The organism is Streptomyces sp. NPDC056144, assembly GCF_042264145.1.
Classification (GTDB): domain Bacteria; phylum Actinomycetota; class Actinomycetes; order Streptomycetales; family Streptomycetaceae; genus Streptomyces.
Genome location: NZ_JBHJVF010000001.1, coordinates 1,345,950 through 1,370,722 on the forward strand (window position 1 = coordinate 1,345,950; position 24,773 = coordinate 1,370,722).

24 protein-coding genes and 2 pseudogenes are annotated in these 24,773 nt (G+C 69.0%); 16 read left to right on the forward strand and 10 right to left on the reverse strand.

Annotation, left to right across the window (positions count from 1 at the left end; all coding sequences use genetic code 11):
• Window positions 1-141: 141 nt before the first annotated feature.
• Both ACFC0Z_RS05910 and ACFC0Z_RS05915 read left to right on the forward strand, forming a co-directional pair.
• The gene (locus ACFC0Z_RS05910) at window positions 142-2,319 is read left to right on the forward strand and encodes a M4 family metallopeptidase (RefSeq protein WP_376433127.1); all 2,178 of its coding nucleotides are present in this window, start codon (window positions 142-144) and stop codon (window positions 2,317-2,319) included.
• Between the two features lie 213 nt (window positions 2,320-2,532).
• Window positions 2,533-3,828 (forward strand): phytase, encoded by a 1,296-nt coding sequence (locus tag ACFC0Z_RS05915; protein ID WP_376433489.1) that lies wholly within the window; start codon window positions 2,533-2,535, stop codon window positions 3,826-3,828.
• A 77-nt stretch (window positions 3,829-3,905) separates the two neighbouring features.
• Here the strand turns inward: ACFC0Z_RS05915 and ACFC0Z_RS05920 are convergent, their stop codons facing one another.
• The 3 genes from ACFC0Z_RS05920 to ACFC0Z_RS05930 all read right to left on the reverse strand — a co-directional run bounded on the left by ACFC0Z_RS05920 (window position 3,906) and on the right by ACFC0Z_RS05930 (window position 6,242).
• Complete coding sequence (locus ACFC0Z_RS05920; protein ID WP_376433129.1) at window positions 3,906-4,904, reverse strand: class I SAM-dependent methyltransferase; 999 nt, start codon at window positions 4,902-4,904, stop codon at window positions 3,906-3,908.
• 10 nt (window positions 4,905-4,914) lie between these two features.
• A complete protein-coding gene (locus ACFC0Z_RS05925) occupies window positions 4,915-5,985 on the reverse strand; it encodes a type III polyketide synthase (RefSeq protein WP_376433131.1) in 1,071 nt (356 codons plus the stop codon).
• Window positions 5,986-6,107: 122 nt separating this feature from the next.
• Window positions 6,108-6,242 carry a hypothetical protein gene (locus ACFC0Z_RS05930; RefSeq protein WP_376433506.1) on the reverse strand — a complete coding sequence of 45 codons (135 nt, stop codon included), beginning with the start codon at window positions 6,240-6,242 and terminating at the stop codon, window positions 6,108-6,110.
• Between the two features lie 69 nt (window positions 6,243-6,311).
• On the opposite strand from ACFC0Z_RS05930, the gene ACFC0Z_RS05935 reads away from it, so the two are divergent.
• Together ACFC0Z_RS05935 and ACFC0Z_RS05940 are read left to right on the forward strand one after the other, a co-directional pair.
• A complete protein-coding gene (locus tag ACFC0Z_RS05935) occupies window positions 6,312-6,494 on the forward strand; it encodes a peroxidase family protein (RefSeq protein ID WP_376433133.1) in 183 nt (60 codons plus the stop codon).
• A 209-nt stretch (window positions 6,495-6,703) separates the two neighbouring features.
• Complete coding sequence (locus ACFC0Z_RS05940; protein WP_376433135.1) at window positions 6,704-7,078, forward strand: hypothetical protein; 375 nt, start codon at window positions 6,704-6,706, stop codon at window positions 7,076-7,078.
• A gap of 211 nt (window positions 7,079-7,289) precedes the next feature.
• Here ACFC0Z_RS05940 and ACFC0Z_RS05945 read toward each other — a convergent pair.
• A pseudogene (locus tag ACFC0Z_RS05945) lies at window positions 7,290-7,858 on the reverse strand (IS5 family transposase); the annotation flags it as partial.
• A gap of 122 nt (window positions 7,859-7,980) precedes the next feature.
• On the opposite strand from ACFC0Z_RS05945, the gene ACFC0Z_RS05950 reads away from it, so the two are divergent.
• Window positions 7,981-8,553, forward strand: a complete 573-nt coding sequence (locus tag ACFC0Z_RS05950; protein ID WP_376433137.1) for a MarR family winged helix-turn-helix transcriptional regulator — start codon at window positions 7,981-7,983, stop codon at window positions 8,551-8,553.
• Window positions 8,554-8,575: 22 nt separating this feature from the next.
• Window positions 8,576-8,989: a hypothetical protein gene (locus ACFC0Z_RS05955; protein ID WP_376433139.1), complete on the forward strand. Its 414-nt coding sequence runs from the start codon at window positions 8,576-8,578 to the stop codon at window positions 8,987-8,989.
• 74 nt (window positions 8,990-9,063) lie between these two features.
• Here ACFC0Z_RS05955 and ACFC0Z_RS05960 read toward each other — a convergent pair whose 3' ends face one another.
• The 4 genes from ACFC0Z_RS05960 to ACFC0Z_RS05975 form a co-directional block, all read right to left on the reverse strand.
• Window positions 9,064-9,660, reverse strand: a complete 597-nt coding sequence (locus ACFC0Z_RS05960; RefSeq protein ID WP_376433141.1) for a hypothetical protein — start codon at window positions 9,658-9,660, stop codon at window positions 9,064-9,066.
• Between the two features lie 396 nt (window positions 9,661-10,056).
• Complete coding sequence (locus tag ACFC0Z_RS05965) at window positions 10,057-10,461, reverse strand: RidA family protein (RefSeq protein ID WP_376433143.1); 405 nt, start codon at window positions 10,459-10,461, stop codon at window positions 10,057-10,059.
• 364 nt (window positions 10,462-10,825) lie between these two features.
• Window positions 10,826-11,632, reverse strand: coding sequence for a hypothetical protein (locus ACFC0Z_RS05970; RefSeq protein WP_376433145.1), 807 nt, complete (start codon window positions 11,630-11,632; stop codon window positions 10,826-10,828).
• A gap of 325 nt (window positions 11,633-11,957) precedes the next feature.
• On the reverse strand, window positions 11,958-12,296 hold the full coding sequence (locus ACFC0Z_RS05975; RefSeq protein ID WP_376433147.1) for a hypothetical protein: 339 nt from the start codon (window positions 12,294-12,296) through the stop codon (window positions 11,958-11,960).
• Between the two features lie 61 nt (window positions 12,297-12,357).
• On the opposite strand from ACFC0Z_RS05975, the pseudogene ACFC0Z_RS05980 reads away from it, so the two are divergent.
• From ACFC0Z_RS05980 to ACFC0Z_RS06015, 8 genes and pseudogenes are all read left to right on the forward strand, one after another.
• Window positions 12,358-12,456, forward strand: a pseudogene (locus tag ACFC0Z_RS05980) (transposase); the annotation flags it as partial.
• A gap of 260 nt (window positions 12,457-12,716) precedes the next feature.
• Window positions 12,717-13,445 (forward strand): iron-containing redox enzyme family protein, encoded by a 729-nt coding sequence (locus ACFC0Z_RS05985; protein WP_376433149.1) that lies wholly within the window; start codon window positions 12,717-12,719, stop codon window positions 13,443-13,445.
• 13 nt (window positions 13,446-13,458) lie between these two features.
• Window positions 13,459-14,508: a DMT family transporter gene (locus ACFC0Z_RS05990; protein WP_376433151.1), complete on the forward strand. Its 1,050-nt coding sequence runs from the start codon at window positions 13,459-13,461 to the stop codon at window positions 14,506-14,508.
• Window positions 14,505-15,773 carry a hypothetical protein gene (locus tag ACFC0Z_RS05995; RefSeq protein ID WP_376433153.1) on the forward strand — a complete coding sequence of 423 codons (1,269 nt, stop codon included), beginning with the start codon at window positions 14,505-14,507 and terminating at the stop codon, window positions 15,771-15,773. The genes ACFC0Z_RS05990 and ACFC0Z_RS05995 overlap by 4 nt, the downstream gene beginning before the upstream one ends.
• A gap of 72 nt (window positions 15,774-15,845) precedes the next feature.
• Window positions 15,846-16,277, forward strand: coding sequence for a DUF2000 domain-containing protein (locus ACFC0Z_RS06000; RefSeq protein WP_376433155.1), 432 nt, complete (start codon window positions 15,846-15,848; stop codon window positions 16,275-16,277).
• Between the two features lie 34 nt (window positions 16,278-16,311).
• Complete coding sequence (locus ACFC0Z_RS06005) at window positions 16,312-16,779, forward strand: CU044_2847 family protein (protein ID WP_376433157.1); 468 nt, start codon at window positions 16,312-16,314, stop codon at window positions 16,777-16,779.
• A gap of 36 nt (window positions 16,780-16,815) precedes the next feature.
• Window positions 16,816-17,529: a formylglycine-generating enzyme family protein gene (locus ACFC0Z_RS06010; protein ID WP_376433159.1), complete on the forward strand. Its 714-nt coding sequence runs from the start codon at window positions 16,816-16,818 to the stop codon at window positions 17,527-17,529.
• 15 nt (window positions 17,530-17,544) lie between these two features.
• Window positions 17,545-21,357, forward strand: a complete 3,813-nt coding sequence (locus ACFC0Z_RS06015) for an NACHT domain-containing protein (protein ID WP_376433161.1) — start codon at window positions 17,545-17,547, stop codon at window positions 21,355-21,357.
• Between the two features lie 83 nt (window positions 21,358-21,440).
• Here ACFC0Z_RS06015 and ACFC0Z_RS06020 read toward each other — a convergent pair whose 3' ends face one another.
• Entirely contained in the window at window positions 21,441-22,541 is a 1,101-nt protein-coding gene (locus ACFC0Z_RS06020) for an AI-2E family transporter (RefSeq protein ID WP_376433163.1), read from the reverse strand.
• A gap of 203 nt (window positions 22,542-22,744) precedes the next feature.
• Between ACFC0Z_RS06020 and ACFC0Z_RS06025 the strand changes: the two genes are divergently transcribed.
• Window positions 22,745-23,038 carry a DUF5713 family protein gene (locus ACFC0Z_RS06025; RefSeq protein ID WP_376433165.1) on the forward strand — a complete coding sequence of 98 codons (294 nt, stop codon included), beginning with the start codon at window positions 22,745-22,747 and terminating at the stop codon, window positions 23,036-23,038.
• Between the two features lie 92 nt (window positions 23,039-23,130).
• Window positions 23,131-23,442 carry a hypothetical protein gene (locus ACFC0Z_RS06030; RefSeq protein WP_376433167.1) on the forward strand — a complete coding sequence of 104 codons (312 nt, stop codon included), beginning with the start codon at window positions 23,131-23,133 and terminating at the stop codon, window positions 23,440-23,442.
• A 143-nt stretch (window positions 23,443-23,585) separates the two neighbouring features.
• On the opposite strand, the gene ACFC0Z_RS06035 is transcribed toward ACFC0Z_RS06030, so the two are convergent.
• Complete coding sequence (locus ACFC0Z_RS06035) at window positions 23,586-24,698, reverse strand: hypothetical protein (RefSeq protein WP_376433169.1); 1,113 nt, start codon at window positions 24,696-24,698, stop codon at window positions 23,586-23,588.
• Window positions 24,699-24,773: the final 75 nt, after the last annotated feature.

The window sequence follows — 24,773 nt, forward strand, 5'->3', positions numbered from 1 at the left end:
TCAAGGGATTGCCCCGATGTCGGCTGCCTCCCGCGTCCCTAACCTCAGGGCCACAGCCGGGCCAACCGCTGCCGAACGCCCCCCGCACCACAGATGACGTTCTGCGGCACATCCCTGACAAGGCCCGGCGGAAGGATTGCGATGAACGGCAAGAACGCCCTGGCAGCCGGTGTCGCGGCAGCCCTCGCCCTGGGCTCCGTGACCATGGTGGCCACCCAGTCCACCGCGGCTCCCCGGCCCACCGCGGCCGCCGGTACCTCCGTTCCCCAACCCGGTGCAGGGTTCAAGGCGATGACGGCCGACGCGCGCGACGAAGCGATACGCGCGGCGGGCCGGAACGCGGCCGCGACCGCCCGCGAGCTCGGCCTGGGCCCCGACGAGCGCCTGGTGGCCAAGGACGTGCTCATCGACGCCGACGGCTCGCGGCACGTGCGCTACGACCGTACCTACAGGGGCCTGCCGGTGATCGGCGGCGACCTGGTGGTGCACTTGGCCAAGGACGGCACGATCACCGGCTCCGACCTGGCGCACCAGGGCGCGATCCGGATCGCCGGTACCACCCCGAAGCTGACGGCGGCCGACGCCTCCGCCAAGGCCGTGAAGCATGCCAAGCACGTGAAGCGCGCCAAGGCCGGGAGCAAGGACAGCACCCTGGTCGTGTACGCGGTCGGCAAGATCCCCGTCCTCGCCTACCGCTCGACCGTCACCGGCGAGGGCGAGACGGGCCCGACCTCGCGGGAGGCGGTGATCGTCGACGCCACCAGCGGCGCGGCGCTGGACCAGTACGAGCTGCACCAGAACATCACCGGCACCGGCAACGGCGTCACCGTCGGCCAGGTCTCCATCGAGACCACGCAGACCGCCGCCGGCTACACCCTCACCGACGCCGCGCACGGCGGCACGATCGTCTACGACTCGTACAACAGCCCGCAGTCGAACCCGAAGCAGAACGCCCGGACCTTCTCCAAGACCACCAACTCCTGGGGCAGCGGCACCACGTCCAGCCGTGAGAGCGCCGCGGTGGACGCCTCCTACGGCCTGGCCAAGACCTGGGACTACTACAAGAACACCTTCAACCGCTCCGGCATCCGCAACGACGGCCGCGGCGCCCCGGCGTACGTGCACATGGACACCAACGTGCTGAACGCCTTCTACGACGACAGTTGCTTCTGCATGTTCTTCGGCGACGGCTCTTCGCAGAACAGCAACACCCCGGTCACCGCGCTCGACGTGGCCGGCCATGAGATGAGCCACGGCGTCACCGCCGCCACCGCCAACCTCACCTACTCCGGCGAGTCCGGCGGACTGAACGAGGCCACCAGCGACATCTTCGGCTCCATGGTCGAGTTCTCCGCCGGCAACACCGGCGACCCCGGTGACTACTACATCGGCGAGAAGCTCAACATGTCGGCCGGATACATGCGCCGGATGGACAACCCCTCAGCCGACGGCAACTCGCTGTCCTGCTGGAACTCCGGCGCCGGATCGGTCGACGTCCACTACTCCTCCGGCATCGGCAACCACTTCTTCTACCTGGCCGCCGAAGGCACCGGCGCCAAGACCATCGGCGGACGCTCGCACACCGGCACCACCTGCAACAACGACACCTTCGCCGGCATCGGCAAGGACAAGGCCGCAGCCGTCTGGTACCGGGCGCTGTCCACCTACATGACCTCCACCACCAACTACGCCGGTGCCCGCACCGCCACCCTGCAGGCCGCCGCCGACCTGTACGGCACCAACTCCCAGGAGCGGTACCTCGTCTCCAAGGCCTGGGCGGCCGTCAGCGTCGGCATCGCCCTGCCCGACCCCGGCACCGGCACCCCCACCCCCACCCCCACGCCGACTACCCCCACTCCCTCGCCGACCACGCCTCCCAGCGGGAACGCGCTGATCAACGGCGGCTTCGAGCAGGGCACCAGCGGCTGGGTCCAGAGCGACAGCATCATCACCAACTCGTCCGTGCAGACCGCGCGTGACGGATCCTGGTACGCCTGGATGATGGGCTACGGCGCCGACGCCGTCGAGTCCCTCTCCCAGTCGGGCGTCGCTGTGCCCTCCACCGGCACTCCGAAGCTCACCTTCTGGCTGAAGGTCTCCACCCAGGAGTCCGGCTCCACCGCCTACGACACCCTGAAGGTCAACGTCAACGGCACCACGTTGGCCACCTACTCCAACGCCAACGCGAGCTCCGGATACGTCCAGAAGACCGTCGACCTTTCCGCCTACAAGGGTCAGACGGTGAAGCTGGAGTTCGCCGGCACCGAAGACACCTACCTGTCGACCGTCTTCCTGGTCGACCAGATCGCCATCGGCTGACCGTTCCCGCTCGCCGCCGGTGCTCCTGCGGCCGGAGCCCCCTCGGGTGCTCCGGCCACAGGAGTCACCGCATGCGCGAGGCCGGCCCGGTTCTCACTCCGCTGGTTTCGCGGTGCGTTCAACCACCGTCCACCATTCTTTCGCGTACATGACAGGTTGGATCGCGAGTGTCTTCCTGGCAGGGCAAACACCCTCATACAAGGAAGAACCGTGATGATACGTCTGACCGCTCGCGCCTCAACGCTCGTTCTCTGCACCACACTGGCCACCTCGCTCGCCCTCCCGGCGCAGGCCTCCGGGATCGACAGCGTCCGGCCGAAGGCCGAGACCGCGCCCCTGTTCGACGACGAGGCCGGCGGCAACGCCAACGCGGACGACCCGGCGATCTGGCGCAACCCCGCCGACCCGGGCCGCAGCCTGGTGATCGCCACCGCCAAGCAGGGCGGTCTGCGGGCCTACGACCTGGACGCGCGTCAGGTGCAGTCGATCCCCGCCCCGGCCGGCCCGAGCGCCGACGACAAGCCCGGCCGCTTCAACAACGTCGACCTGGTGCAGGGCCTGCGCCTGGGCGGCGTCCGCACGGACGTCGCGGTGGTCAGCGACCGCGGCAACGACCGGCTGCGCATCTACCGCATCGACCGGGACAAGCCCGGCGGCCCGCTCACCGACGTCACCGACCCGGCAGCGCGCCCCGTGTTCTCCGCCGACCAGGCCGAGATCAACGAACAGCGGACCGCCTACGGCCTGGCAACGTGGACCGACCGCGCCACTGGCCGCTCCTACGCCCTGGTCAGCCAGCGCAACCGCACCCGGATCGCCCTGCTGGAACTGCTCCCCACCGCCGCCCGTACCGTCGGCTACCGCCTGGTCCGCACCCTGGACCTGCCCTCCTCCTTCCGCCTGCCCAACGGCGCCACCTGGACGCCGTGCGCCGAGCCGGACGAACTGCCGCAGGTCGAGGGCATGGTCGTCGACCCCGCGGACGGCACCCTGTACGCCGGTCAGGAGGACGTCGGCATCTGGCGCATCGACGCCGGACTCAGCGGCACGCCGACCCTGATCGACAAGGTCCGCGAGTACGGCGTCCCCGGCACGTACGACGAGCAGACCGAGGAGTGCACGCCCGGAGTCGACCCCGGCTTCGGCGGTACGCACCTGACGGCCGACGTCGAGGGCCTGACCCTGGTCAACGAGCCGGACGGCGACGGCTACCTGCTCGCCTCCAGCCAGGGCGACAACACCTTCGCCGCGTACGACCGCGAGCGCGACGAGGACAACGAGTACGAGAACACCTTCCGCATCGCCGCGGCTTCCGCCACCCTCGACGGCTCCGAGGTCTGCGACGGCGCCGCCGCCTTGAACGCCCCGCTCGGCACCCGCTATCCCAACGGCCTGCTCGTCGTCCAGGACGGCGAGGAGACCCCCGGCGACGGCGACGGCGACGGCGACCGCGAAGCCACCGGCTTCAAGTTCGTCGACCTGGGGGACGTCCTCGACGCCATCGACTGACCAACGAACGCCGCGGACGCACGGCTGACACACCGTGCGTCCGTCCTGTCGTGCTGTATGCCGTGAGCCGTGGCGGTTTATCGGGCGATGGTGAGGGTGGCGGGGGTGCCGGTGGGGTGGTGGGTGATGGTGGTGTATCCGGCGTTGGTGAGCCAGGTGGTGTAGTCGTTCTGTGTCCAGGTGCCGCCGGTGTTGCTTTTGGCGAGCATTTCGGAGGCGAAGAGGAGGGGGAACGACGGTCCGCTGCGGTCGTTGTCGACGGTGTAGTCGCAGATGATGAGGGCGCCGCCGGGCTTGAGCGTTTCGCGGATTTTCGCGAAGACGGTGGTGTTGTTCTCGGGGCTTTCCTGGTGGGCGATGTGGGAGTAGAGGGCGATGTCGTAGGTGTGGGTGGGGAGGGGGGTGGTGTGGAAGTCGCCGTTGAGGGTGGTGAATCGGTCGTCGAGGTGGTTTTGGGCGAGGCGTCGGCGGGCGATGTTGTTGATGGGTTCCCAGTCGAGTTGGGTGACGTGGGTGGTGGGGTTCTGCTGGAGCCAGACCTGGGAGAAGATTCCGGATCCGCCGCCGATGTCGAGGATGTTGAGGTTGTCTCGCTTGGTCATCTCGAGGATGTCTGATGCGGTGTGGGCGGCGGGGACGGAGATGCCGGCGATGGCGGTGACGACGTTTTCCCAGTGGGGGTTGTCGGCGACTTCGACCATGGGGTGGTGTTCGGGTCCGCCGGTGGTGAAGACGTCGAGGCGGCTGACGAGTTTGTCCATTTCGCCGAGTTTGAGCTGGGCGAAGCCGCTGATGTCGGTGGGTTTGCCTTCGACGAGGTAGTGATCGGTTTCGTCGGTGTTGTGGTAGGTGCCGTCGTGAGTGGTGAGCAGCCCGAGGCCGACGAGTCCGTCGAGGAGGGTCTGCGTCCCGCGAAGCGCCAGGCCGGTCTTGGTGGCGAGTTCGTCGGGGGTGGTCAGCCCGTGGTGGATGTGGGTGAAGAGGGAGTTCTGGGTGGCGACGGCGAGGAGGCCGGTGGCCCAGTAGCCGCTGGCGATTTCGAGGATGCGGCCGGGCGAGGGGTGGTTACTGGTCATCGGGGTTTCCTTACCGGGACGCGGGCGCGGTGATGTCGGTGTTCCAGGTGCCGAGGGCCATTTCGGCGGTGATGCCGGGGCCGAATCCGGCGATGATTCCGGTGGCGCCGGTGGTGAGGGTGTTTTCTTCGAAGAGGCGGCGGGCGGCGTCGAGGACGACGGCGCTGGCGATGTTGCCGTATTCGGTGAGGGTGGCGGTGGAGTGGCGGAAGGTGTGGAGGTCGACGCCGAGGTATTTGGAGAGGTCGGCGAGGATGCGGGGGCCGCCGGCGTGGATGATGTAGAAGTTGAGGTCGCCGATGTTCCAGCCGTGGCTGGTGGCGAGGTCGGTGAGGACGGGGGCGAGGGGTTCCATGGTGCCGGGGACGCGGCGGTCGAGCTGGAAGTGGAATCCGGTGGAGCGGACGGCGTAGGAGATCCAGTCCTCGGTGTGGGGGATGAGGTAGGCGGCGTTACGTTCCAGCCGGATTCCTTCCCCGCCCTGTCCGCGGACGACGGCGGCGGCGACGGCGTCGCCGAAGAGGCCGTCGGAGAGCAGCGATCCGATGTTGTCGTCCTCGGGCTGGTAGCACAGCGAGCACAACTCGCAGGAGACGATCAGGACGTTCGCCTGGGGGTAGGCGGTGGTGAAGTCGTGGGCCCGGTTGATCGCGGCACCGCCGGCGGCGCAGCCGAGCTGGGCGATGGGGATCTGCCGGGTGTCGGTGCGAAAGCCCATGCTGTTGATGAGCCAGGCGGTCATCGACGGCATCATGAATCCGGTGCAGGACACGAAGATGATCGCGTCGATGTCGGAGGCCGTGAGGTCGGCGTTGGCGAGGGCTTCCTCGATGACGGCGGGGCAGCGCTTCTTCGCCTCGGCTTCGAAGATGAGGTTGCGTTCCTCAAGGCCGGGATGCTGAAGCGTCTTCTCGATGGGCTGCACGATGTGCCGCTTTTGGACTCCGGTGTTGCGGATGAGGCGGAGTGCGAGGGGGAGTTGGGGCTTTCCTCGGTGGGCTTCCTCGGCGAAGGCGAGGGTCTCTTCCATCGTGATGATGTACTCGGGCACGTTCACCGACGGTTTGCATAACGTGGGCATGTCCGGTCAGTCCACCTTCTGAGAAGTCAGCAGGGCATGAGCATGGGCATGAGTGATGGGCGCCCTCGCACTTTCACCGAGCACGCTTGCCGCCGACTTGTCGTCAACTTGAGATCCGTCCGCTATTGGACCGTGTCCCATGTGGTGAGGCGGACGAGTCGCTTGTAGCAGCACATGGCTGCGGCGAGGCCGAGAAAGGCCAGGTAGTTGCGGGGATAGCGTTCGTAGCGGTGGTCGAGTTCTCTGCGGCTCACCATCGACGAGGGAGTCACGGAGCGCGCTTCAAGGCCGTCGACACCTTTTCCCTACGGAGTCGTTCCCCGGGCATGATCAAGCGCATCTTCGCTGGCCTGCTGTTCGCGGCTTCTGCATTCGCCCTGTCCCCGGTGCCGGCGGCTCACGCCGATGACTGCGTCACCGAGTCTCGTCTCCATTTCCACGACTGCTTCGTCCACGGCTGCGACGGGGTGATCCTGCTGGAGGGTGACCAGGCGTCGCTCGGTTCTTGAGGTGGGGGAAGCGAGAGGGCCGACGATTGATGGTGCTCCGGTGGGCGGCGAGAGGGGGCCGGTTGCGCTAAGCAAGATCGTTTCTTTGGTGAACCCGGAGACCTGGTGGGCGCTGTCGAGCCTGTCGGGGAGATGCGCAGCGGTAGGTCTTGGGGCGGCCCGGATCATTCGTGGGCCTCCCCTTCCTGACCGAGTGAAAGCAGATCTCTGTGCTGAAGAAGTCTCTCGTCGCGGCTGCGGCCGCGGCGATGGTGTTCTCGGCGGCTGATGTCGCGGCTGCTGACGATGTGGTGCGTGTGGTCGAGAGCGCGGAAGTGACCATCCCGGTCGCCAGCGGCGGGTACCCGGGCCGTGCGGTGGCGAAGGCCGAGTGTCCCGCGGGCGAGACGCGCACCGGCGGTGGTGCCATGGTGGTCGCCGGAAACTCGTACGCCGACCGTTACGCAGTCGGCGCGAGCATCCCGATCGCCGGCGAAGGCTGGTGGGCGTTCGCCACGAACACCGACCCCAACAACCCGGGCAAGCTGAAGGCGTACGCGATCTGCGCGAAGGTCGTCAAGAACCCGACCCTCACCACCCCGTGAGGGAGGCCGCCGCTCCTCGCGTGCTCCGGGTGAGGGGCGCGGCGAGGTGAGACGCGGCCGGGCACGCGCAGGGCTTACGGCCCCGTAGGGGCCCGGCAGCAACGAAGCCCCAGGTCTCCGACCTGGGGCTTCGCAGAGGGAGGGGACAAGGCCTCGCTTTACTTGGTGAGTCGGCGGTAGTTGATGAGGCTGGTGGCGATGGCCGTGAAGGCGATGTCTCGATCCCCGGAGGGGCAATGCGAGGTGTGATGCTCCGGCCGCGGAGCCATCGCCGCAGATGGGGGTAGTCGTAGCCCTTGTCTCCGTGGAGCTTGCCGGGCCGTCGGCGGCGGGGGCCTCGACGGCTGCGGATCGGCGGTATCGATGCGACGAGCGGCTGCAGAGCGAGACTGTCGTGGGTGTTCGCCGCGGAGATGGCGAACACGACCGGCAGACCGGACCGGGCGGTGACGAGGTGGATCTTCGATCCCTTCTTGCCGCGATCGGTCGGATTCGGTCCGGTCAAAAGCGCCCTTTGAGGGCTCGGACACTCAGCGAGTCGATAGCGAAACGCGACCAGTCCGGCTCTCCCTGGGCGCCGAGTTCATCCAGGACGACCTGGTGCAGACGGGCCCAGACCCAGTCCTTGCTCCAGCGGGCGAACCTCCGGTAGACCGTCGGCCAGGCCGGCTCGAACAACGGCTGCACCTGCCGCCAGGTGCAGCCCGACGTCGCCACGAACACGATCGCGGCCAGACACTCACGATCCCCGGCCCGCCGACGGCCGCCTCCTGGAGGGCGTTCCGCCACCGCCTTCGTCGAACCCGCGGGGTGCGCTGCCGTGATGGGACGGTGCGGGTCCGCTTGCGGCTGCTCAGCCGGGTGGTGGTGTCGCCGCGTACGGAGTAGGGTGCTGCTTCATTATGAAGCAGGTACATAAATCTGGTCTGGCCCGCGACCCCGATGGCTTCCTCTACGACCCCGGTGTGCGGGACTCCATGCAGGCGTTCGCGGCAGGCGACGACACCCTCGCGCTGGAGGTGGCCGCAGCCGTCCGGTCCGCATCGCAGGCGGTCGACCGGTTGCGCTCGCGCGGAGCGGGAGGGCGTGGACTGAGCGCGGGGGCTCTCGACGTCCTCGCGCGGCTGGGTACGGCCACGGGGGAGGGGCTGAGCATCGGCGAACTGGCCCGCGCGGCGGGGGTGAGCTCTCGCAACGTCACGGGCCTGGTCGACACGCTTGAGCGTGACGGTCTGGCGCAGCGCGTCCAGGACCAGCACGACCGCAGGTCGGTCCGAGTCACGATCACACCGGCCGGCCGCGAGTGGCTGGACGCCTTTCGGCAGCCGACGCAGCGGGCCATGTCCGCCGTCTTCCAGGGCTTCACCGAGGACGAGCTCGCGCGGTTCCGTGACCTGTGCCTGCGCGTGGTCGAGAACCAGCAACGCATCGAGCAGTACCTGGGCGAGTCCCAGAGCGACCAGTCGGCTCCCTGAACCGAAAGCGACCGAGCATCACATGACGTACGACTCAGCAACCGAAGCCACCCGACGTACCGTCAGGGACTACCACGAAGCCCGGTTCCGTGGAGACATCACCACCGCCGCGGCCCAGATCGGCGAGAGCTTCGGCTTCCGCAGCCCGTTCATCACCTCCGACAGTCCGACGGGCCACCTCGAAGGCCTGGACGGGCTTTTGAGCATCGTGACCGGGGTGGAACTGATCAGCGAGCTGTACGGCGAGAACGAAGCCACTTTGGTCTACGACGTCCACACCGCCCCTGCTGTCGGCATCACTCAGCACACGGCCGAGCACTTCCGGCTCCACGAAGGCCGGATCACCTCGATCAGGCTCCTCTTCGACTCCGCCCCCTGGCAGGCCATCATGTCCGCGGCCGGCCCGACACGCGACGAGGTCGCCACCACGAAGTGACCGATCGCGCCGATCACGGCATCGGAACCCGTCATCGGCAGAGTGAAGTCACTGCTCCTGAGTAGTTCGCCTCATCAGAACCGTTCGAAGCTCGGCTGAACGGGACCGATCTCTCCGGCGGCAACCATTTCCTCCAGGTCTTCCTGATCCAGGAACTCCAGAGCTTCCGGGTCGATGCCGTCGTAGCGATCGACATCGAGCAGCCGTCGCACGAACCTGAGGGCGAAACTTGTGAACGGGCCGTCGAACGTCTCGCAACCTTCTTCGTGGACCATCGTGACGATCTTCCACCGATCCGGATCCGCATCGCATGGCAGGAAGAAGTGCTCGTCGCCGCTGTAGTCGTAACCCCATGAGATCAGCCCACCGGCCTCGGGGTGGATGGGGTACGGGACGTACTCGGAGTCACCACGGTCGAGGGCTCTGGCTCGGCGCTCGCTGAAGATCTGGTGGGTCTTGCGCATGCGTTCCAGCAATGGGCTCGATCCACGCGGGTGATAGACCACGAGTTCATCGGAGATGACCCCGCTGCCGTAGGCGTTGAGGAACGCCTTGAAGTCACTGGGCAGAGCGGAGCCTATGTGCTGCTCTACTTCGTACCAGTCATCTGGGGCGGATTGCCGACGGCCTGGCTCGCCAAGCAGCGCCTGCAATTCATCAAACGCGGACAAGTACTGCTCCCAAGCTCCAACCGTTCAACCTTTGACGAGGCGAACCTAGTGGCCATCAACCTCCGGCGCCAATGCTCGGCCTTCCCTGTCATCCTGTGCCGAAGGATGAAATGAGCTGGTCAGCGGCTTTGGGGACGAGGCAGGTCCGTTCGTCGGTGGCTCTGTGATTCCCGTCATCAGACCGGTGATCGGCGGGGGGCCTGTTGGTTTCGCACCCCTCCAAGCTCGACGTCCGGCATGAGCTCGTCGAAGCATTGTTCAGGCCTGCCCTGACCCACCAGATCCTCCTCGCGGACCGCGCCTACCCGGGCGCCGGCGCCACCCGCGCCCGGAGAACGCGCCTTCGCTCAATGGAAATCCTGGCGGCTGCTCCGGCGAGCAGGCCGACCTCCTCCGCTACGCCTTCACGTCGAGACGCACGAGCGCGCCGATTTCCACGAGCTGGTCCGGCAGCGCCAAGTCGGAAACGCCCATGACCGTGCTGGCGGGCCGGTGCTCCCCGAAGTACTCCGCGTGGAGGCGCGCTGTCGTGTCGAAGTTCTCACGCAGGTTCCTCACCAGAACCGTGGTCTCCACTATCTGGCCACGCGCGGCCCCGAACTGCTCCAGCACCAGGTCCAGATTCTCCAGAGTGGTGCGGACCTGCAGTTCGAAGTCACCGGCGCCCACGAAGTCGCCGTGACGGTCATGAGACAGCTGCCCCGACACGTAGACCGTTTCACTGACCTGGGTGGCCTGGCTGTAGCCGTACAACGACTCCCACGGCATGCCGAACCCGAACGTCTTCACCTGAGAACCCATGGTTCATCTCCCTCGATGCATTGTGTGGGGGCCGTCGGTCACAGGCAGGCCCCTTGCATGCTGAAGTTACGGGTTCGTACGCACGATGCTTGTCCGGTGGCGCCGTTCCAGTGTTCTCTGTGCGCACAGAATTGGCTGCACTGGGCTCTTCCGTGCGCCGGTGAGATGAGTGTGGACCACTACGCCGACGACGAGAGGCCACTGAGTCTTTTCCAATCTCATACCTGTGCTGCTCATCGGCCTGCTGACGGCTGAACGCATCGATCTGTAGAGAGGCCATGACGAGCAGATCTGCAGTCGGTCCCCGCGGCCCAGACCCTTCGCCGAGCGTGGACAGCGGCGCTGGGAGCCGGGTGAGAAGGGCTCAGCGTTCCGGCAGCTCCCATGAAGCGAACCAGTGGGGGAACGGTCCGGCGGAGGGCGGGAAGCCGAACGGCGGGGTGCGGTCGGTGAGCAGGCGCAGCACGAATTCACCGGCGCCGCAGTCGAAGCGCTGCCACTCACCGCCCACGTACTGCACGAGAACCGGCCAGTCGTCGGGATCGGCCGGTCCGGTCAGCCAGTGGAAGGTCAGCTCCTGCTCGGAGATCCCCCATGTGAGCACGCCGCCGGGCGCGGGGTGGACCGGGTATGGCCGGTACAGGTCGGCGTACCGCGCCATGTCCTGGCCCCAGGAGACCAGATCCGTGCCCAGCGCACCCGGCACCAGCAGGTCCAGGTACTCGTCGAAGCTGCCCCGGCCGAAGGTGTCGACGATGTCCTTGTAGTCACCGGGCAGTGCGGTGCCCAGCGCGGCCTCCGTGGCGGCCCAGTCGACGCCGCACCGATCGGGCTCCGTCCACCCAGTAATCTCACGCAGCAACGCCACCCACCCGACACCGGGCGGAGGGGTGAACGCGCGCCGGGCGAGGATCACGATGCGGCGCGGGCCATCGGCGGTGGCCGTCACGCCGTATCCGAACCAGTGCTCGGCCAGCACCCACCCGCGCAGCTCCAGCAGCCCGCCCTCCCCGCCGATGGGGAGTCCGCCCTGCCCGCCCACCGGCGGACCGTCGGGCACATCTGCCCCCCTACCCCCGACGACCCACGCGCGTACGGGCAGACTCGCGCCGTCGATCACGTCCGCAGCGACGCGCTCCAGCTCGGCCAGATCCTCCACGTCGCTGGGCACACAGACATGCCCTTCCCCATGAGTGGGCAGTGGGCAGTGCAATTCGGGCGCGCGCCAGGCGTCGTTCAGACGGGTGCGCAGAGCTGGGGCGTCCATGTGGACAAGTGAACAGCACGGCAGTGACATTGAGCCTTCTCGACCTGCATCAGCAGTACCCCGTTGGGCTGACAGCAGGGTAAAACCCCTGGTAGATGGGTTTTCGAGCAAGAGAACCGGCTCCACCATAGGCTTCACATGCTTGTCTAAGCTCCTCAAGGCGGGAGGCTAGCGCGGACCCTCTTGAGACGGTTGAAGCTCGCTCGACTGCATGGCCCGGAAGCAGCAGCTAATCTCCGATGAACCACAGGTAGCCGCCGTTCGTCGCGGCGCAGGACTTCAACAGCGTCGCGAGATCGTGCACGGCGGCCACCTGGGACTCATCGGCGCACTGCTGCAGCAGACCGTCGACCTCCCGGAGCGCGACTTCCGCCTCCTGCTCGTTGAACAGCGTGTTGTCGTACGGATCCACCCACGAGAGCTTGTCCGGGCCGTCGGCCTTGAGCTTGGCCAGCACCTGAGCCAATGCCTCGCCGTGGTGATACGAGCCTCGAACGAGCGTGGCCCTGGACATGTTCCGGTCGAACCGCGCCGGTCGGGCGGAATGCAGTTCGAGCTCAATCCCCATGGTCGCCTCCTCGGTGGCAGCTTAGCCAGCCTCCTTCAGGCCTGCCCTGAGAATTGATCTTGTGGCAGCCGGGGGTGAGCCGACGGAAGCGGAGTGGGAGCGGATGGGCCCTTGTTGCCGCAGGTGGACGGGCGTGGCCGTCCATGGCGTGATCGACCGGAGACGTCGTAGACGGCATCGGCCTGCTGCTCCTGCGAGCTGCCGGCGGGCGACGAACTCCAGACTCCGCGGCATGGGTTCCGGTCAAACTGGCACCGCATCCGGCCGTTCGCGGCGAGTCGGATTGTTGGGCCCGAGGTGGCGCGTGCAGGGTGCTGCTGCACAGAGAACCGCCTTGTTGTTGGCACGGGGGAGCAGTGCTTCGAGGGAAAACACAGGGACTTCGAAGACGCATGCCCCGAAGTCCCGAAAGGTAATGAAGTGTTCACTGATGACATCCGCGAGCAGGTCGAAACCGCCCTGGATGCGGTCCGCGCCCACTCGCTCGTACGCTCCGCCGCCGACGGCAGTCTGCCGCTGGAGAACGCCACCCGCTGGGTCTTCTGCGCGGGGCGTGAAAGCCGAAGCTTCCCGTGGATCCTCAAGGATCTGCTGAGCTGGACCAAGGACGAGAAGGTCCGTCGCATCCTCCAGGAGAACCTGGACGACGAACTGGGTTCCGGCGACCCCACCCACGCGCACTTCCTCCACTACCTGCACTTGCTGGACGAACTGGGTGTCCCGCGAAGCAGGTTCGACGAGTACGGTGAGCGCGCCGGCATCAAGCTGGCGCTGCAGCTGGCCTTCAGCATCGCCCGAGGACGGAACCTCGGTCGGTCGATCGGGTACATGCTGGTCAACGAGGCCATGACGCCCATCACCTACACGGCGGCCAAGCAGGCCCTCACCAAGTACCACCCCGACCTCGGCACCAACTTCTTCGACCTGCACATCGAGGTCGACGACCACCACGTGGCCGCCTTGTACGAGGCCGTCGACGCGCTGCCCGAGGCCGACCGCGCGGACCTCCAGTACGGCATCGCCCTGGGGCAGCGCGGCATGGAGATCCTCCTCGACGAGGCGTACGGAATCTTCGACAGCGTCGACGAGGACATCCACATAACCGCCGAGCGCTGGAACCCGCTGTCCGCCGTCACCCCGGAGAACTGAGAGTCCCCGTCCCATGCCCCACACCGACGGCACCGACGTTCCGGCCCCTCGCCGGAACGCGGTGACTCGCGGGATGACCGCGCTGGGCGCGTACGCAGCGCTCAGCGCGGCCTTCGACGTGTACGCGGCCGAACGCGTCCAGCAGTACAGCCCCATGGTGCTGGCCGCTCTGTCGTTCGGACTCGTCACCACGCTGTTCCTCGGCTGGGACCTCGCACGGCGGGGGCCCGGCGAGGTGCTCCGACCGGTACGCGCCCGGCGAGGGGACGTGCTGGCCCTGAACGTCACCACCGCCGTCGGCTGGCTGACCATGCTCTATGCCCTGATCTATCTGGAGCCCGCCGTCGTCAACGTCGTCGGCCTCGCCGTCGGCCCGGTCCTGACCGTGCTGCTCGAACCCCTGCTCCGTCGCGGGGCGCGCCCGTTGCGCGCCGAGGCCGTGGTGTCCTTCGCCATCACCGCCTTCCTCGCGGTCCTGGTGTGGGGGAGTCTCGCCGGACGCAGCGCCGTGGGCCGACTCGACACCCAGGACGCCGTCGTCGGGCTGACGCTGACCCTGGTCTCGGGCATCGCGTCGACCGGCAACGTCATCTTCTCGAAGCGCCTGAGCGACGCCGGGTTCGGCCCGAACGCGGTGATGTCGGTCCGCTTCCCGGTCACGCTCCTGGTCTCGTGGGCCGCGGTCCTGCTCGGCGGACGGGCCGGCGAGCTCGGCGACGCCCTGCCGTCGGCCGCCGTGCTGGCCGTGGTGGGCGTCGGCCTGCCCCTCTATCTGATCCAGGTGGGCATCCGCCACACCGAGCCCATCACCGCCTCGCTGTTCTCGGCGCTGTCACCGCCGCTTGCCGTCCTGCTCCAGCTGACCGACTCGCGCCTGTCGGTCGCCCCGCTCAGCCTGGCGTGCGTCGTGTCGATCACGTTGCTGATCGGCGTGGGCGTCCTCGCCCGACAGCGCCACGAACGCCGCATCGCCCTGCCGCCCCACCCACCCGGAGCGCCCGGCGACCACCACCCCACCCAGTCCGACCCACCCCCACACCGCGAAGGGGCTCGCCCGCTGTGATCTGCGCCATCGTCGACGCCTACGGCATCGCCCGCTACCTCCCGGAGGCACTGCGCCGGTACGGCGTCGAGTACGTTCACGTACGGTCCCAGAACCCGGACGTCCATCTCACCTACCGTCCTGAGGACTTCGACGTCGAGATCGAGCACTTCGGTGACGTCGGCGAAACGGCCCGAGCGCTGCGGAAGGCCGGCGTCGACATCGTGACCGCGGGCACGGAGTCGGGCGTCCTGCTGGCCGACGCCCTTTCCGCCGCTCTGGGCACCCGCGGCAACGGCATGACGCGCCCGGCCGTACGACGGGACAAGTACGAGATGAACGCGGCGGTGGCCGCCGCCGGCCTGGCCACCGCGCGCACGCTGCTGACCGCCGACGCGGACGAGGCGGTGGCCTGGGCGGCGCAGGTCACGGCGCGGCCGGTCGTTCTCAAGCCCGTGGCGAGCGCGGGCACGGACCGGGTGTTCTTCTGCGACACGGACGACGAGATCCGTCGTGCGCACGGGCTCATCATGTCCGGGGAGAACCGCTACCGCGCCCCCGACACCGCCGTACTGGTGCAGGAATGCCTGGTCGGTGCCGAACACTTCGTCAACACGGTGAGCGTCGACGGCGTGCACCGCACCGTCGAGATCTGGCGGTACAACAAGCGCCCGGCGCCCGGGGGTCGCTCCATCAACGACTTCGACGAGCCCCTCGTGCCCGGCAGCCCGGACTACGAGGCCCTGTCCGCGTACACCTGGCAGGTGCTGGACGCGCTGGAGGTCCGCAACGGCTGCGCCCACACCGAGGTGATGCTCACGGCCTCCGGACCCGTTCTGGTCGAGTCCGCGGCGCGCCCCGGCGGGGCCCAGCTGCCCGACGTCGTACGGAGCTGCCTGGGCACGGACCAGCTCGACTGCCTGGCGCAGTCGATCGCCCACCCCGAGCGCGTCCTCGACGGGACCCTGCGTACCAGCCGCATCGAGCGGTACCTGCGGTACGTGAACCTGATCACCCCACGCGACGGCGTCGTCCCCGACCATGAGGCCTGGGCGCCGGTGCGCGCTCTTTCGTCCTACACGGACATGGTGCTGACGATTCCCGTGGGCGACCCGGCGCCCGAAACGGTCGACCTGGTGACGTCCGCCGGATACGTCTACCTCACATCGACCGATCGCTCCCAGCTGGAGGAGGACTACCACCGGCTGCGTGCCCTGGAGACGGACGGCCTCTTCGACGCGCCCATCCCGCGGCGACTCTCGCCCACGTCCACCGCCGCCGGGTGACGACAGGGCCCGAGAGCCACGTACGCGGAACCACGAAAACAGAACCAAGAGCGTCGGAAAGCAAGGAAACACGTGACCTACGACTACCGGGCCAAGAAGACCGTGCTCGCCCTGGCCTCCCACCTGGAGCAGGGCGTGGCGCTCAACGTCGCCGGGCACCTGTCCGTCGCTCTCGGCGCCCATGGCGACGACGGCGACCTGATGGGGCGCAAGGTCCTGGAGGACGCTTCCGGTCTTCCGCACACCGGCATCTCGAGGTACCCGGTCATCGTGACCAAGGTGAAGCAGGGCAGGCTGCGCCGGCTGGTCGCGGAGGCGAGGGAGCGCGGGGACGTGTTCTGGGCGGACTACCCCGAGCAGATGCTCACGACCGGGCACGACGACGAGCTCGCAGAAGCCGTGGCGGCCGTTCCCGAGGACGGCGTCCGCTACCTCGGGGTGATCGTGTACGGCGACACCGATGCCGTCACCGCCCTGACCGGGCGCTTCAGTCTCTGGCAGTGACGAGGGCAAAGGCGCGGAAGATGAGGAGCGGAAGATGACGAGTCAGCGGCTGACATTGTCGGACGGGTCGGTTGTGTGGGTGGACGCCGTCGCGGGCGATCTGGAGGAGGAGGTGGCGTTCCGGCGACGAGGCGGAACGGCCTTCGCCGAAGTCCTGCCGTCGGTGGTGTCGTTGTGCCAGGACCTTGGCGGCGCCCTGAAGTCGCTCGCCCCGCAGCGCACGCAGGTGCAGTTCGGGGTCGCGTTCAAGGCGGAGAGCACGGGTCTTTCGGCGCTGATAGCCAAGGGCGGGGTCGAGGCCAACTTCGTGGTCACTCTGGAGTGGTCCCGCGACACCGCCGACGACCCGGCCACGGACACCAGCGCCGGCACGAGTACCGCCCTCCCGGGCGCGGGCGCGGACAGCGATCAGCCCACCGACGTACCCACCAACGCACCCGCCGACGCCTCCGCATCGGCCGACGCGCCCGCGGACCCGCCCGCGAACCCCGCCACCGCCTGAAGACCGCGGCGACCGGATCCGACGGGAACGACGACGGTGTTTCTCAACGGCCACGACCTCGTGCACATCCCCGCAGGCATGTCGTGCCTCGGCAGTTCGGAGCTTGACCCGTACGCGGGTGAGCTGGAGTTCCCGATGCGTGAGGTGTACGTGTCGGACTTCCTCATCGCGCGCCACCCCACGACCCGCCGACAGTTGGGCGTGTTCCGACAGGCGGTCGGCTGGGCTCGCGGCTCCGGGTCCGACGCCGCAGCTACCGCCGACCTCCCAGCGGTGAACGTCTCCTGGGAGACAGCCCGGGCCTACTGCGCATGGCTGGGCGAGGCCTCGGGCCTCTCCGTCGGACTGCCCACCGAAGCGGAGTGGGAGAAGGCGGCTCGCGGGGGAGACAGCCGGATCTGGCCCTGGGGCAACGAGTTCCGGCCGGAACTGTGCAGCTCCGCCGAGGACGGACGGTTCGCCTTCCGCTCGGTGTACGAGCTGGAGGAAGGGCAGTCACCCTACGGGTGCATGCACATGGCCGGAGGCGTATGGGAGTGGTGCGAGGACTACTACCACGGCCATGCGCACCAGGAGGCCGAGTTCCTCGACCCGGTCGCCTCCCGACCCGCCTCGCGCCGGGTCGTCAAGGGCGGATCGGCCTACTGCACCAAGGAGATCGTGCGCCCCGCGTGCCGGGACTGGACGAACTCGTACAACCAGGGAGGTGGCGATGACGGCTTCCGCGTATGCGTACGGTCCTGGCGCTAGGCCCGCTCAGGCCCGGTGCGCCGCTTCTCAAGCGCCGACGGCGACGCGGTGAGCGAGGGCGTGATGAACGGCGACGCGGTAAACGGTCACAAGGTGCAGGGCAGCGCGGTCCCCGCGCAGACGGTGAACTCCGTCGTGGAAGCGGTCGCACGGATCACCCAGGGCGCCGACGCGGTCGGTACCGGCTTCTTCGTCCTGCCGGGCTGGCTGCTGACCTGCGCGCACGTCCACGACCCGGACAGCCCCCACCCCCTGACCGTGCACTGGCAGGGCGAGGTGCTTCCCGTAAGGGAGGCAGTACGCCCGGCTGCCGGAGGCGCTCCGGACCTCTGCCTCCTGCGCGTGGACCGTACGGATCACCCGCTGCTCCCCATCGGCCCGAGCGGGTACGGCATCTTCGGCTTCTTCGCGTACGGCCATCAATGGGAGGAGCGTGGCTACCGCGGCTACCCGGCGACCGGCCGGGTGAGCGGTACCGCGCCCTACCGGGGCCGCCCCGGTTTCCCCGAGGAACAGCAGCGGTTGCTGGTGCTGACCGGCGCCACCATCAGGCCGGGGATCAGCGGCGGTCCGGTTCACTCACTCGCCGACGACCGCGTCGTGGGCGTGGTGAAGCGCTCGAACCCGGACGGGGGCGGGTACGCGGTTCCCGTCGAGGAGGCCGAGAAGCTGCGCCCGGGGCTACTGGCCGAGAACGCGGCGGCGGTCGCCCGAGCCGCCGCCGGGACCGGCCACGACGACGCCGGCCGTCGCTCCGGGGCGGTCAGCGCGTACCTGATGAACCTCCAGCGCGAGCACTCCTACGTGGCGTTCGCCAACCTGGAGCGGGACGTACGGCTCGACGAGGTCTACGTCACGCTGACCCTGGCCTCGGACACCCTCGACGGCAGCGCCTTCTCCCGGCGCTCCGGCGGCGGCATCGAGTCCATGTCCGACGGCGTCCCCGAGAAGCGGGGTGCCCGGCGCGACCGTGGCAGTCCCCAGGCCAGAGTGCGCAGGCCCGACGCCAGTCTGGGCGAACTCCTCGCCTCCCCGTGCGCGACGGTCCTCGGTGAACCGGGCGCGGGCAAGACGACGCTGCTGCGCCATCTCCTCGTCAGAACCTGCCGTGACGAGCTGTTCCCCGGCGATCTGCCGGTGTTCGTGCGGATCGCGTCGCTGACGGACGAGCCGGACTGTCTGCGGGCGCACGTGCGGCGTGTCCACCCGCAGGTCGCCGATGAACTGCTGCGCGCCTGCGACACCGGCCGCGCCGTGTTCTTCCTCGACGGGCTGGACGAGGCGCCGGCGGCGCTGCAGCGCAGGGTCACCGAGGAGGTCCGCCGTCTGCTCGCCGCGCAGAACCGCTTCTTCATCACCTGCCGTACCGTGGCCTACCCGCGCGGACTGCTGCCGGGCACCTTCCGCGTCTTCGAATGCGTCGGCTTCAGCCGCAGCCAGCGGGGACGGTTCCTGGCCCGGTGGTTCGATGACCGACCCGGCCTGGCGCACGACATAGAGCGCCAGATCGACGCGAGCCCGGCCCTGGCCAAGTTCGGGCAGAACCCGCTCATGCTGTCCCTGCTGTCGGCCGCCCAGGGGGAGCACGACGAGAGCCGCGTACCGCGGCAGCGCACGGAGCTGTACACCATCCTGCTCGACGTCCTGCTGACCGGTCGCCGCGACGACCGCGAAGGGACCGGCCTGCTCCTCCTGAAGCGGTCCTTCCTCGGCTGGCTTGCGCTTGAGCTGATGAACCTGCGCCGGGAGTCGTTCGGGGAAGAGGAGTTCTACGCCCTGTGGGACCGCTTCGTCACGCACAACCCCGGCCGCGCCGCGCCCACCGACACCCCGTACCGCATGCTGAGCACCCTCACCGAGCAGGACGCCGTACTGCACCGGGGCCCGGACGGCCGCTACGCCTTCCTCCACCTCACCCTCCAGGAATACCTCGCCGCACGGGCGCTGAGCCTGCGCCCGGACGGCCCGCAGACGGCGCTGCGGCACCGCGCCGACCCTCGCTGGGAGGAGGTGCTGCGGCTGTTCACCGGCCTGCTGGAGCAGAGAGACGCCGAGTGGTTCACCCACCGGGTCGCGTTCTCCGACACCGGCGAGCCGCGTTCCGTCGAGGAACTGGCCCTCGCGGCCCGCTGCGCCTCGGACGGCCTGTCCCTGGCCGGGCCGGTCTGCGACGCACTCGTCGACGAACTGACCCCCGTGGCCTTCGGGCCCGGCTCACCCCTCGGCGTGGAAGCCACACACGCCCTGGCCGGGCTCGCCGCCGCCTTCCCCGAGTACGTCGACACCGTCACCGAACTCCTCTTCCACGACCCTCACGGGCAACCCGCCTCGTTCCCGCGATACGTGGACTTCCTGGGCCTGGTGGCCAGCGAGGCCGCCGTGCAGGTGCTCACAGGCATCCTCGACAGACTCCAGTCGGCGGACCCATCGACCCGAGGACAGGGTCCGTCGACCCGGGGACCGGGCCTCTCGACCATGGGACCGGATCCAGAGGGCGCCCACGACCTGGAGGACTTCGTCCTGTCCACCGTCGAGACCGTCGAAGCACTGGGCCGCTGCGGGCGCGCCGACTCCGTACCGCTCCTCTCGGTCCTCCTGTCCCACCCGATGAGCGCGGTGGCCGGGGCCTCGGCCCAGGCACTCACGGAGCTCCCCCTCACCCCCGCCGCCGCCGGAACGCTGATGGCCGCCGCTCACGGGGCACCGGACCGGGTATGGCCACCCCTCGCCATGCGCGTCACCTCGCCGGAGTTCGTACGGGGCACGATGCGCAGCCTGTTCGTCGACGCGCCCGACCCGCTCGGCCAGCTCGCGATCCGGCACGCCGTCGACCCCGAATGGGTGGAGGGCGACGGGCGGTTCCACAGCCGCCTGTACGCCGAGGCGGCGGACGACCGGGCACGCGCCAACCTGCTGGGCCTCACCTCGCTCAACGTGTACGCGGAGAACACCGAACAGGTACTGTCCACCGCCCTGGATGCCCAGGCAGCGCAGCGACTGCGCGTCGCGGCCGTCTCCTTCGTCCTGCGCGGCCGTCCCAAGCACACCGAACGCCTCGTCGCCGGACTTCTCGACGAGGGCGACCGCACCCTGGTGAGAGCCGCCACCGCGGCCCTGGCCCGTACCGGCAACACCCAGGCACACGCCCTGCTGCGCGAGCACGCGCTGCGCCCCGGACAGGACTGGCTGATCGACCTGTGCCTGCGCCTGTTCCTCCAGGTGTCCGCCCCCAGCTGCCGCGCCTGGCTCAGGACGGTCCGCACCACTCGCTGCGCTCCCGCCGACAGCGAACGACTCCGGCTCGCCCTGCTGTGCTCCTCCGCGCTGCGCGACCCCTCCGTCTTCCCCGCCCTCGACGACCTGCTGCGACATTCCGGCCCTGCCGGACTGGCGGACCGTGTCACGGCCTACCGGGCACTCGCCCGACTGGAGAACCCCCGATCGGAGAACATGCTCCTGAGAGCCCTGTACGACGAGGACGACGCCATGGCCACCGTCCACGGCATCGAGGCCCTGGGCACGCTGCGCACCCCCGTGGCGGAGAACGCCCTGCTGACCTGCCTCGACCCCGCCCACTGGCCCCCGGCCTGGCCGGCCCGCGCCCCCGACCCCGGCCAGGGCGATCAGCGCCCCTCCGACCAGCGCGTCCTGGCGGCCGTCGTCGCCCTGGCCCGCTCGGGCACCACACGGGCGATCGCTCCCCTCCAGGAGCTCAGCAGCCGCCCATCGGAACCTGCGGGCGTGCGCCGCATGGCCTACGAGGCGGTCCGGACGATCCGCTACTACGCGACCGACGACGATCCGGACACACCCCAAACCGGCCCATGACGTCGGGCGCCTGTCGCTTGTACGCGGCTGGACACACGCTCGCCCACCGAAGCCCGGCCTCGTACGAGCAGGCACACGAGGCTCTACACCCCCGCCGCAGCCTCCGCCCCCGTCCCCTCCTCCCCGGCCGGTGACGGCCTGTCGGAGCCGTATCGCTTACGGAGCTCGTTCAGGATGGAGGTGGCGGCGGCGGTCAGCGGGATGGCGAGGAGCATGCCGAGGATGCCCGCCACGGTCCCGCCTGCGGTGAGGGCAAGCAGGACGACCGCGGGGTGCATGTGGACGGTCTTGCTCTGGACCAGCGGCTGGAGGACGTTGCCCTCCAGCATCTGGACGGCGAGGACGATGCCGAAGACCCACAGCGCGATCACGAGGCCCCGGTCGGCGAGGGCGACGAGGACGGCGACGGCGCCGGAGAGGAAGGCGCCGAGGTACGGGATGTAGGCGGTGACGAAGACGAGCGCGGCGAGCCCGACCGCGCCGGGGACGTCGAGGACGATCAGGCCGAGGCCGATGATGACGGCGTCGACGAGGGCGACGAAGGTCGTCCCGCGCATGTACCCCTCGACGGCCTCGTAGGCCCGGCGGGCCATGGCCTCGACGAGGTCACCGCTCGCGCGGGGCGCGAGGGAGCGCAGGGTGCCCACGGCGCGGTCGGAGTCCTTGAGGAAGAAGAAGACGAGGATGAGGGCGAGCACGGTGGTGGCCATCATCTGGCTGACGACACCGAGTCCGCTGATCACCCCTGACGCGGCCGTACCGCCGAACTCCTTCAGGAGGGGCTCGGCGTTCTTGGCGACGTCGTCGAGGGAGGTCCCGATCGCACCGAGGTGTTCGGTGATGTCGTCGGCGGCCTTGCGGAGCGAGGTGATGATCTGGTCACCGGTCTTGATGAGCGCCGCGACGACGATGTACGCGGCTCCGCCGACGACCACGAGGATCGCGAGGACCGTGACGCCGGCCGCGAGCGACTTCCGCACCCGCATCCGGAGCAACCACCGGTAGAGCGGCCCCAGCAGCGCTGCCCCCAGGATCGCGAGCAGCACCGGCGTCACGACCGACTGGAAGACGACGCACAGCCAGACGAGCACGGCGGCGACGCCGGTGACGAGCAACATGACGACGCACCAGGCGGCGAGCTTGCGGGCGGGTTCTGGGAGGAGCGGCGCTCGACTGGTCTGCATCCGTCCATGGGACCACGGCACCAGGGCCTGAGTCGCTTCGAGGCCCGGCGGCGTGCGGGAAGGCGCGGACTTCGCCCTCCACCGGGGAGCGGAAGGGCTGTCAGTGGCGTGGTGCATGATCGGCACGTCAGCTTCCAGGGAGGTAGGGACGCACGATGCCGATCACTTGTCACCGGATAGCCGGGCACACGTTCCTGCGGCCGATGTACGACGACGCGTACTTTCCCGATCACGTGGTCGACCAGGCGAAGGCGATCCTGCTGCGCCTGTGCGAACGCGTCGAGGCCGAGCGGCCGGCCGACCTGGAGAGCTTGTACGCACTGACCCAGGCCACGACGGAAGAGTTCAATCTGCTGGAGAGCGTCTTCGACGAGGCCGGGAGCGAGATCGAGACAGTGGCCCGCGAGGCCATCTGCGACGAGTTCAGCTTCATCGCGTCGGCGTACGGGTTCACCGACGCGGAAGCGGATGAGCTGACCGCCGGCCGGGACTGGTGAACTGGCAAGGGGGAGGCCTTCTCTGGCCACGGCTAGGCAGCTTCTTGCGGATCACTGCGCGAGACCCGAGCTGTGGGTGGTGTGATGGCTTCATGCGACCTGAGCACTGTGTGACCAGGAATCACATCGAGGTGTGGCAAGAACGCGTGCTGCCGTCCGGGCCGGAACGGATCAGGTTCGAGACGGTGCTGCGCGGCTCACTCCTGCCGATCCTTGTCTGGGCTGGAGTCGCGTGCCTCGTGTACTTCGTCTACAGCCCGCGCGTAGCGACGGTCCTGGGCGGGCTCTTCGCGTTGTCGTTCATCGTGGGTTTCGCGCTGCGTCGCAGGGCGAAGCACTCGGTCCGCTGCAGCGTCTACGGTGCGCTGGGCGGAGTGCTCGACAAGTCCATGGCTGGGTTCTGAGGCGTTGTGGCACAGGCGACCGCTCGTTGTCCTGAGCGTGTTGACCGACGCCCAGTGGTCCAGGATCGAGCCCCTGTTGCCGGACCGGACTCCCCGCCGAAGGGGAAGGTGGCGTGATCACCGGCAAGGCGAGACCCGTCGGTTCAGCGCACGATGCCGTGGCTCCGGGGAGTCGCGACGGGGCGGGCGCGCGAGAGCCTCACGGCCTGCGCGCGGGCGCTCTCGAAGGCCTGGACCGCATCGCCGTCCTTGCGCCACATCGGAGCGCCGCACCACGGGCCGATCCGGCGGAACTGCTCCAGCGCGCCCGCGTACAGCCTCGCCCGCACCATGTGATGGGCGAGGAGGTGCCGGAGCATCGGCAGTCGCTCGTTCTCGGGCGCCACCTCGTCGAGCGAGGCGGCGACCTGCTTGAGCAGGCTCCTGGATAGCGGGGTGACGCGCACGGCTTCGTAGGGGTGCCGGTCGGCGTACTCGTCGAGCGCGTGCAGGTGGATACCGGCGAGCGGACTGCCCGGCGGCGCCTTCCGGACCGCCCGGCGGGCGAAGCGCATCATGATCCGGTCGCTGCCGAACCACTTGGCGCACCAGTACTGGAGTGCCTGCCAGTGGCCCTCGTAGTGGTACGGCGCACGGGCGACGAGCCCCTCCCAGAGCGGCCGGAAATCCGCGCGGCGGTATTCGGCACCCCGTGCCGCCGTGACCATGACGACCCACGGACCCGGGTTCGCGGGATCGAGCAGTGCCGCCTTCCGGGCCTCCTCGATCGCGGCCGGGAGCAGCGCCTTGAAGCTCTCCATCTTCGAGGTGCCGACCTCGTTCGCGTATCCGCTGCCCCGGATCGCCCAGGCCTGGTGGACCATCAGGCTCGCGCGGAGCGTCGCGGCGTCGCAGTCCTGCGGCCGGGCGGCGCGCCAGCTGTCGAGCCAGGCGTCGTCCTCCTCGGCGATCTGCTGGAGGAGCTCGATCCGGGTCCAGCGCTCGTCCCAGTCCTCGCCCGCCTCGTCGACGTACCGCGCGGCGGCCTGCCAGTGCCCCCGCCAGGCGGCGTCGGCGACGGCCTGGCGCTCCTCGCGGAGGGAGGCCGCCGGGGGCGGGCCGGCGCGTCGGGAGTCGAGCGCCGCACGCGGCGGAAGCCCGTAATCCGCAGCCTCGAAGGTCTCCGCACCCCAGGTGGAGGAGCCTCGCGGGCGGCCGATGACGCGGTAGAGGCCGAAGAGGAGCACCACAAGGAGCGCGGCGAGGAAAAGTGTCACGGCGGGAGATCCTCCCTGACTCGATCACTCTCCGCAATAGTCCAGGCCAATGAAAAAGATCAGGTCAGAGCCCTT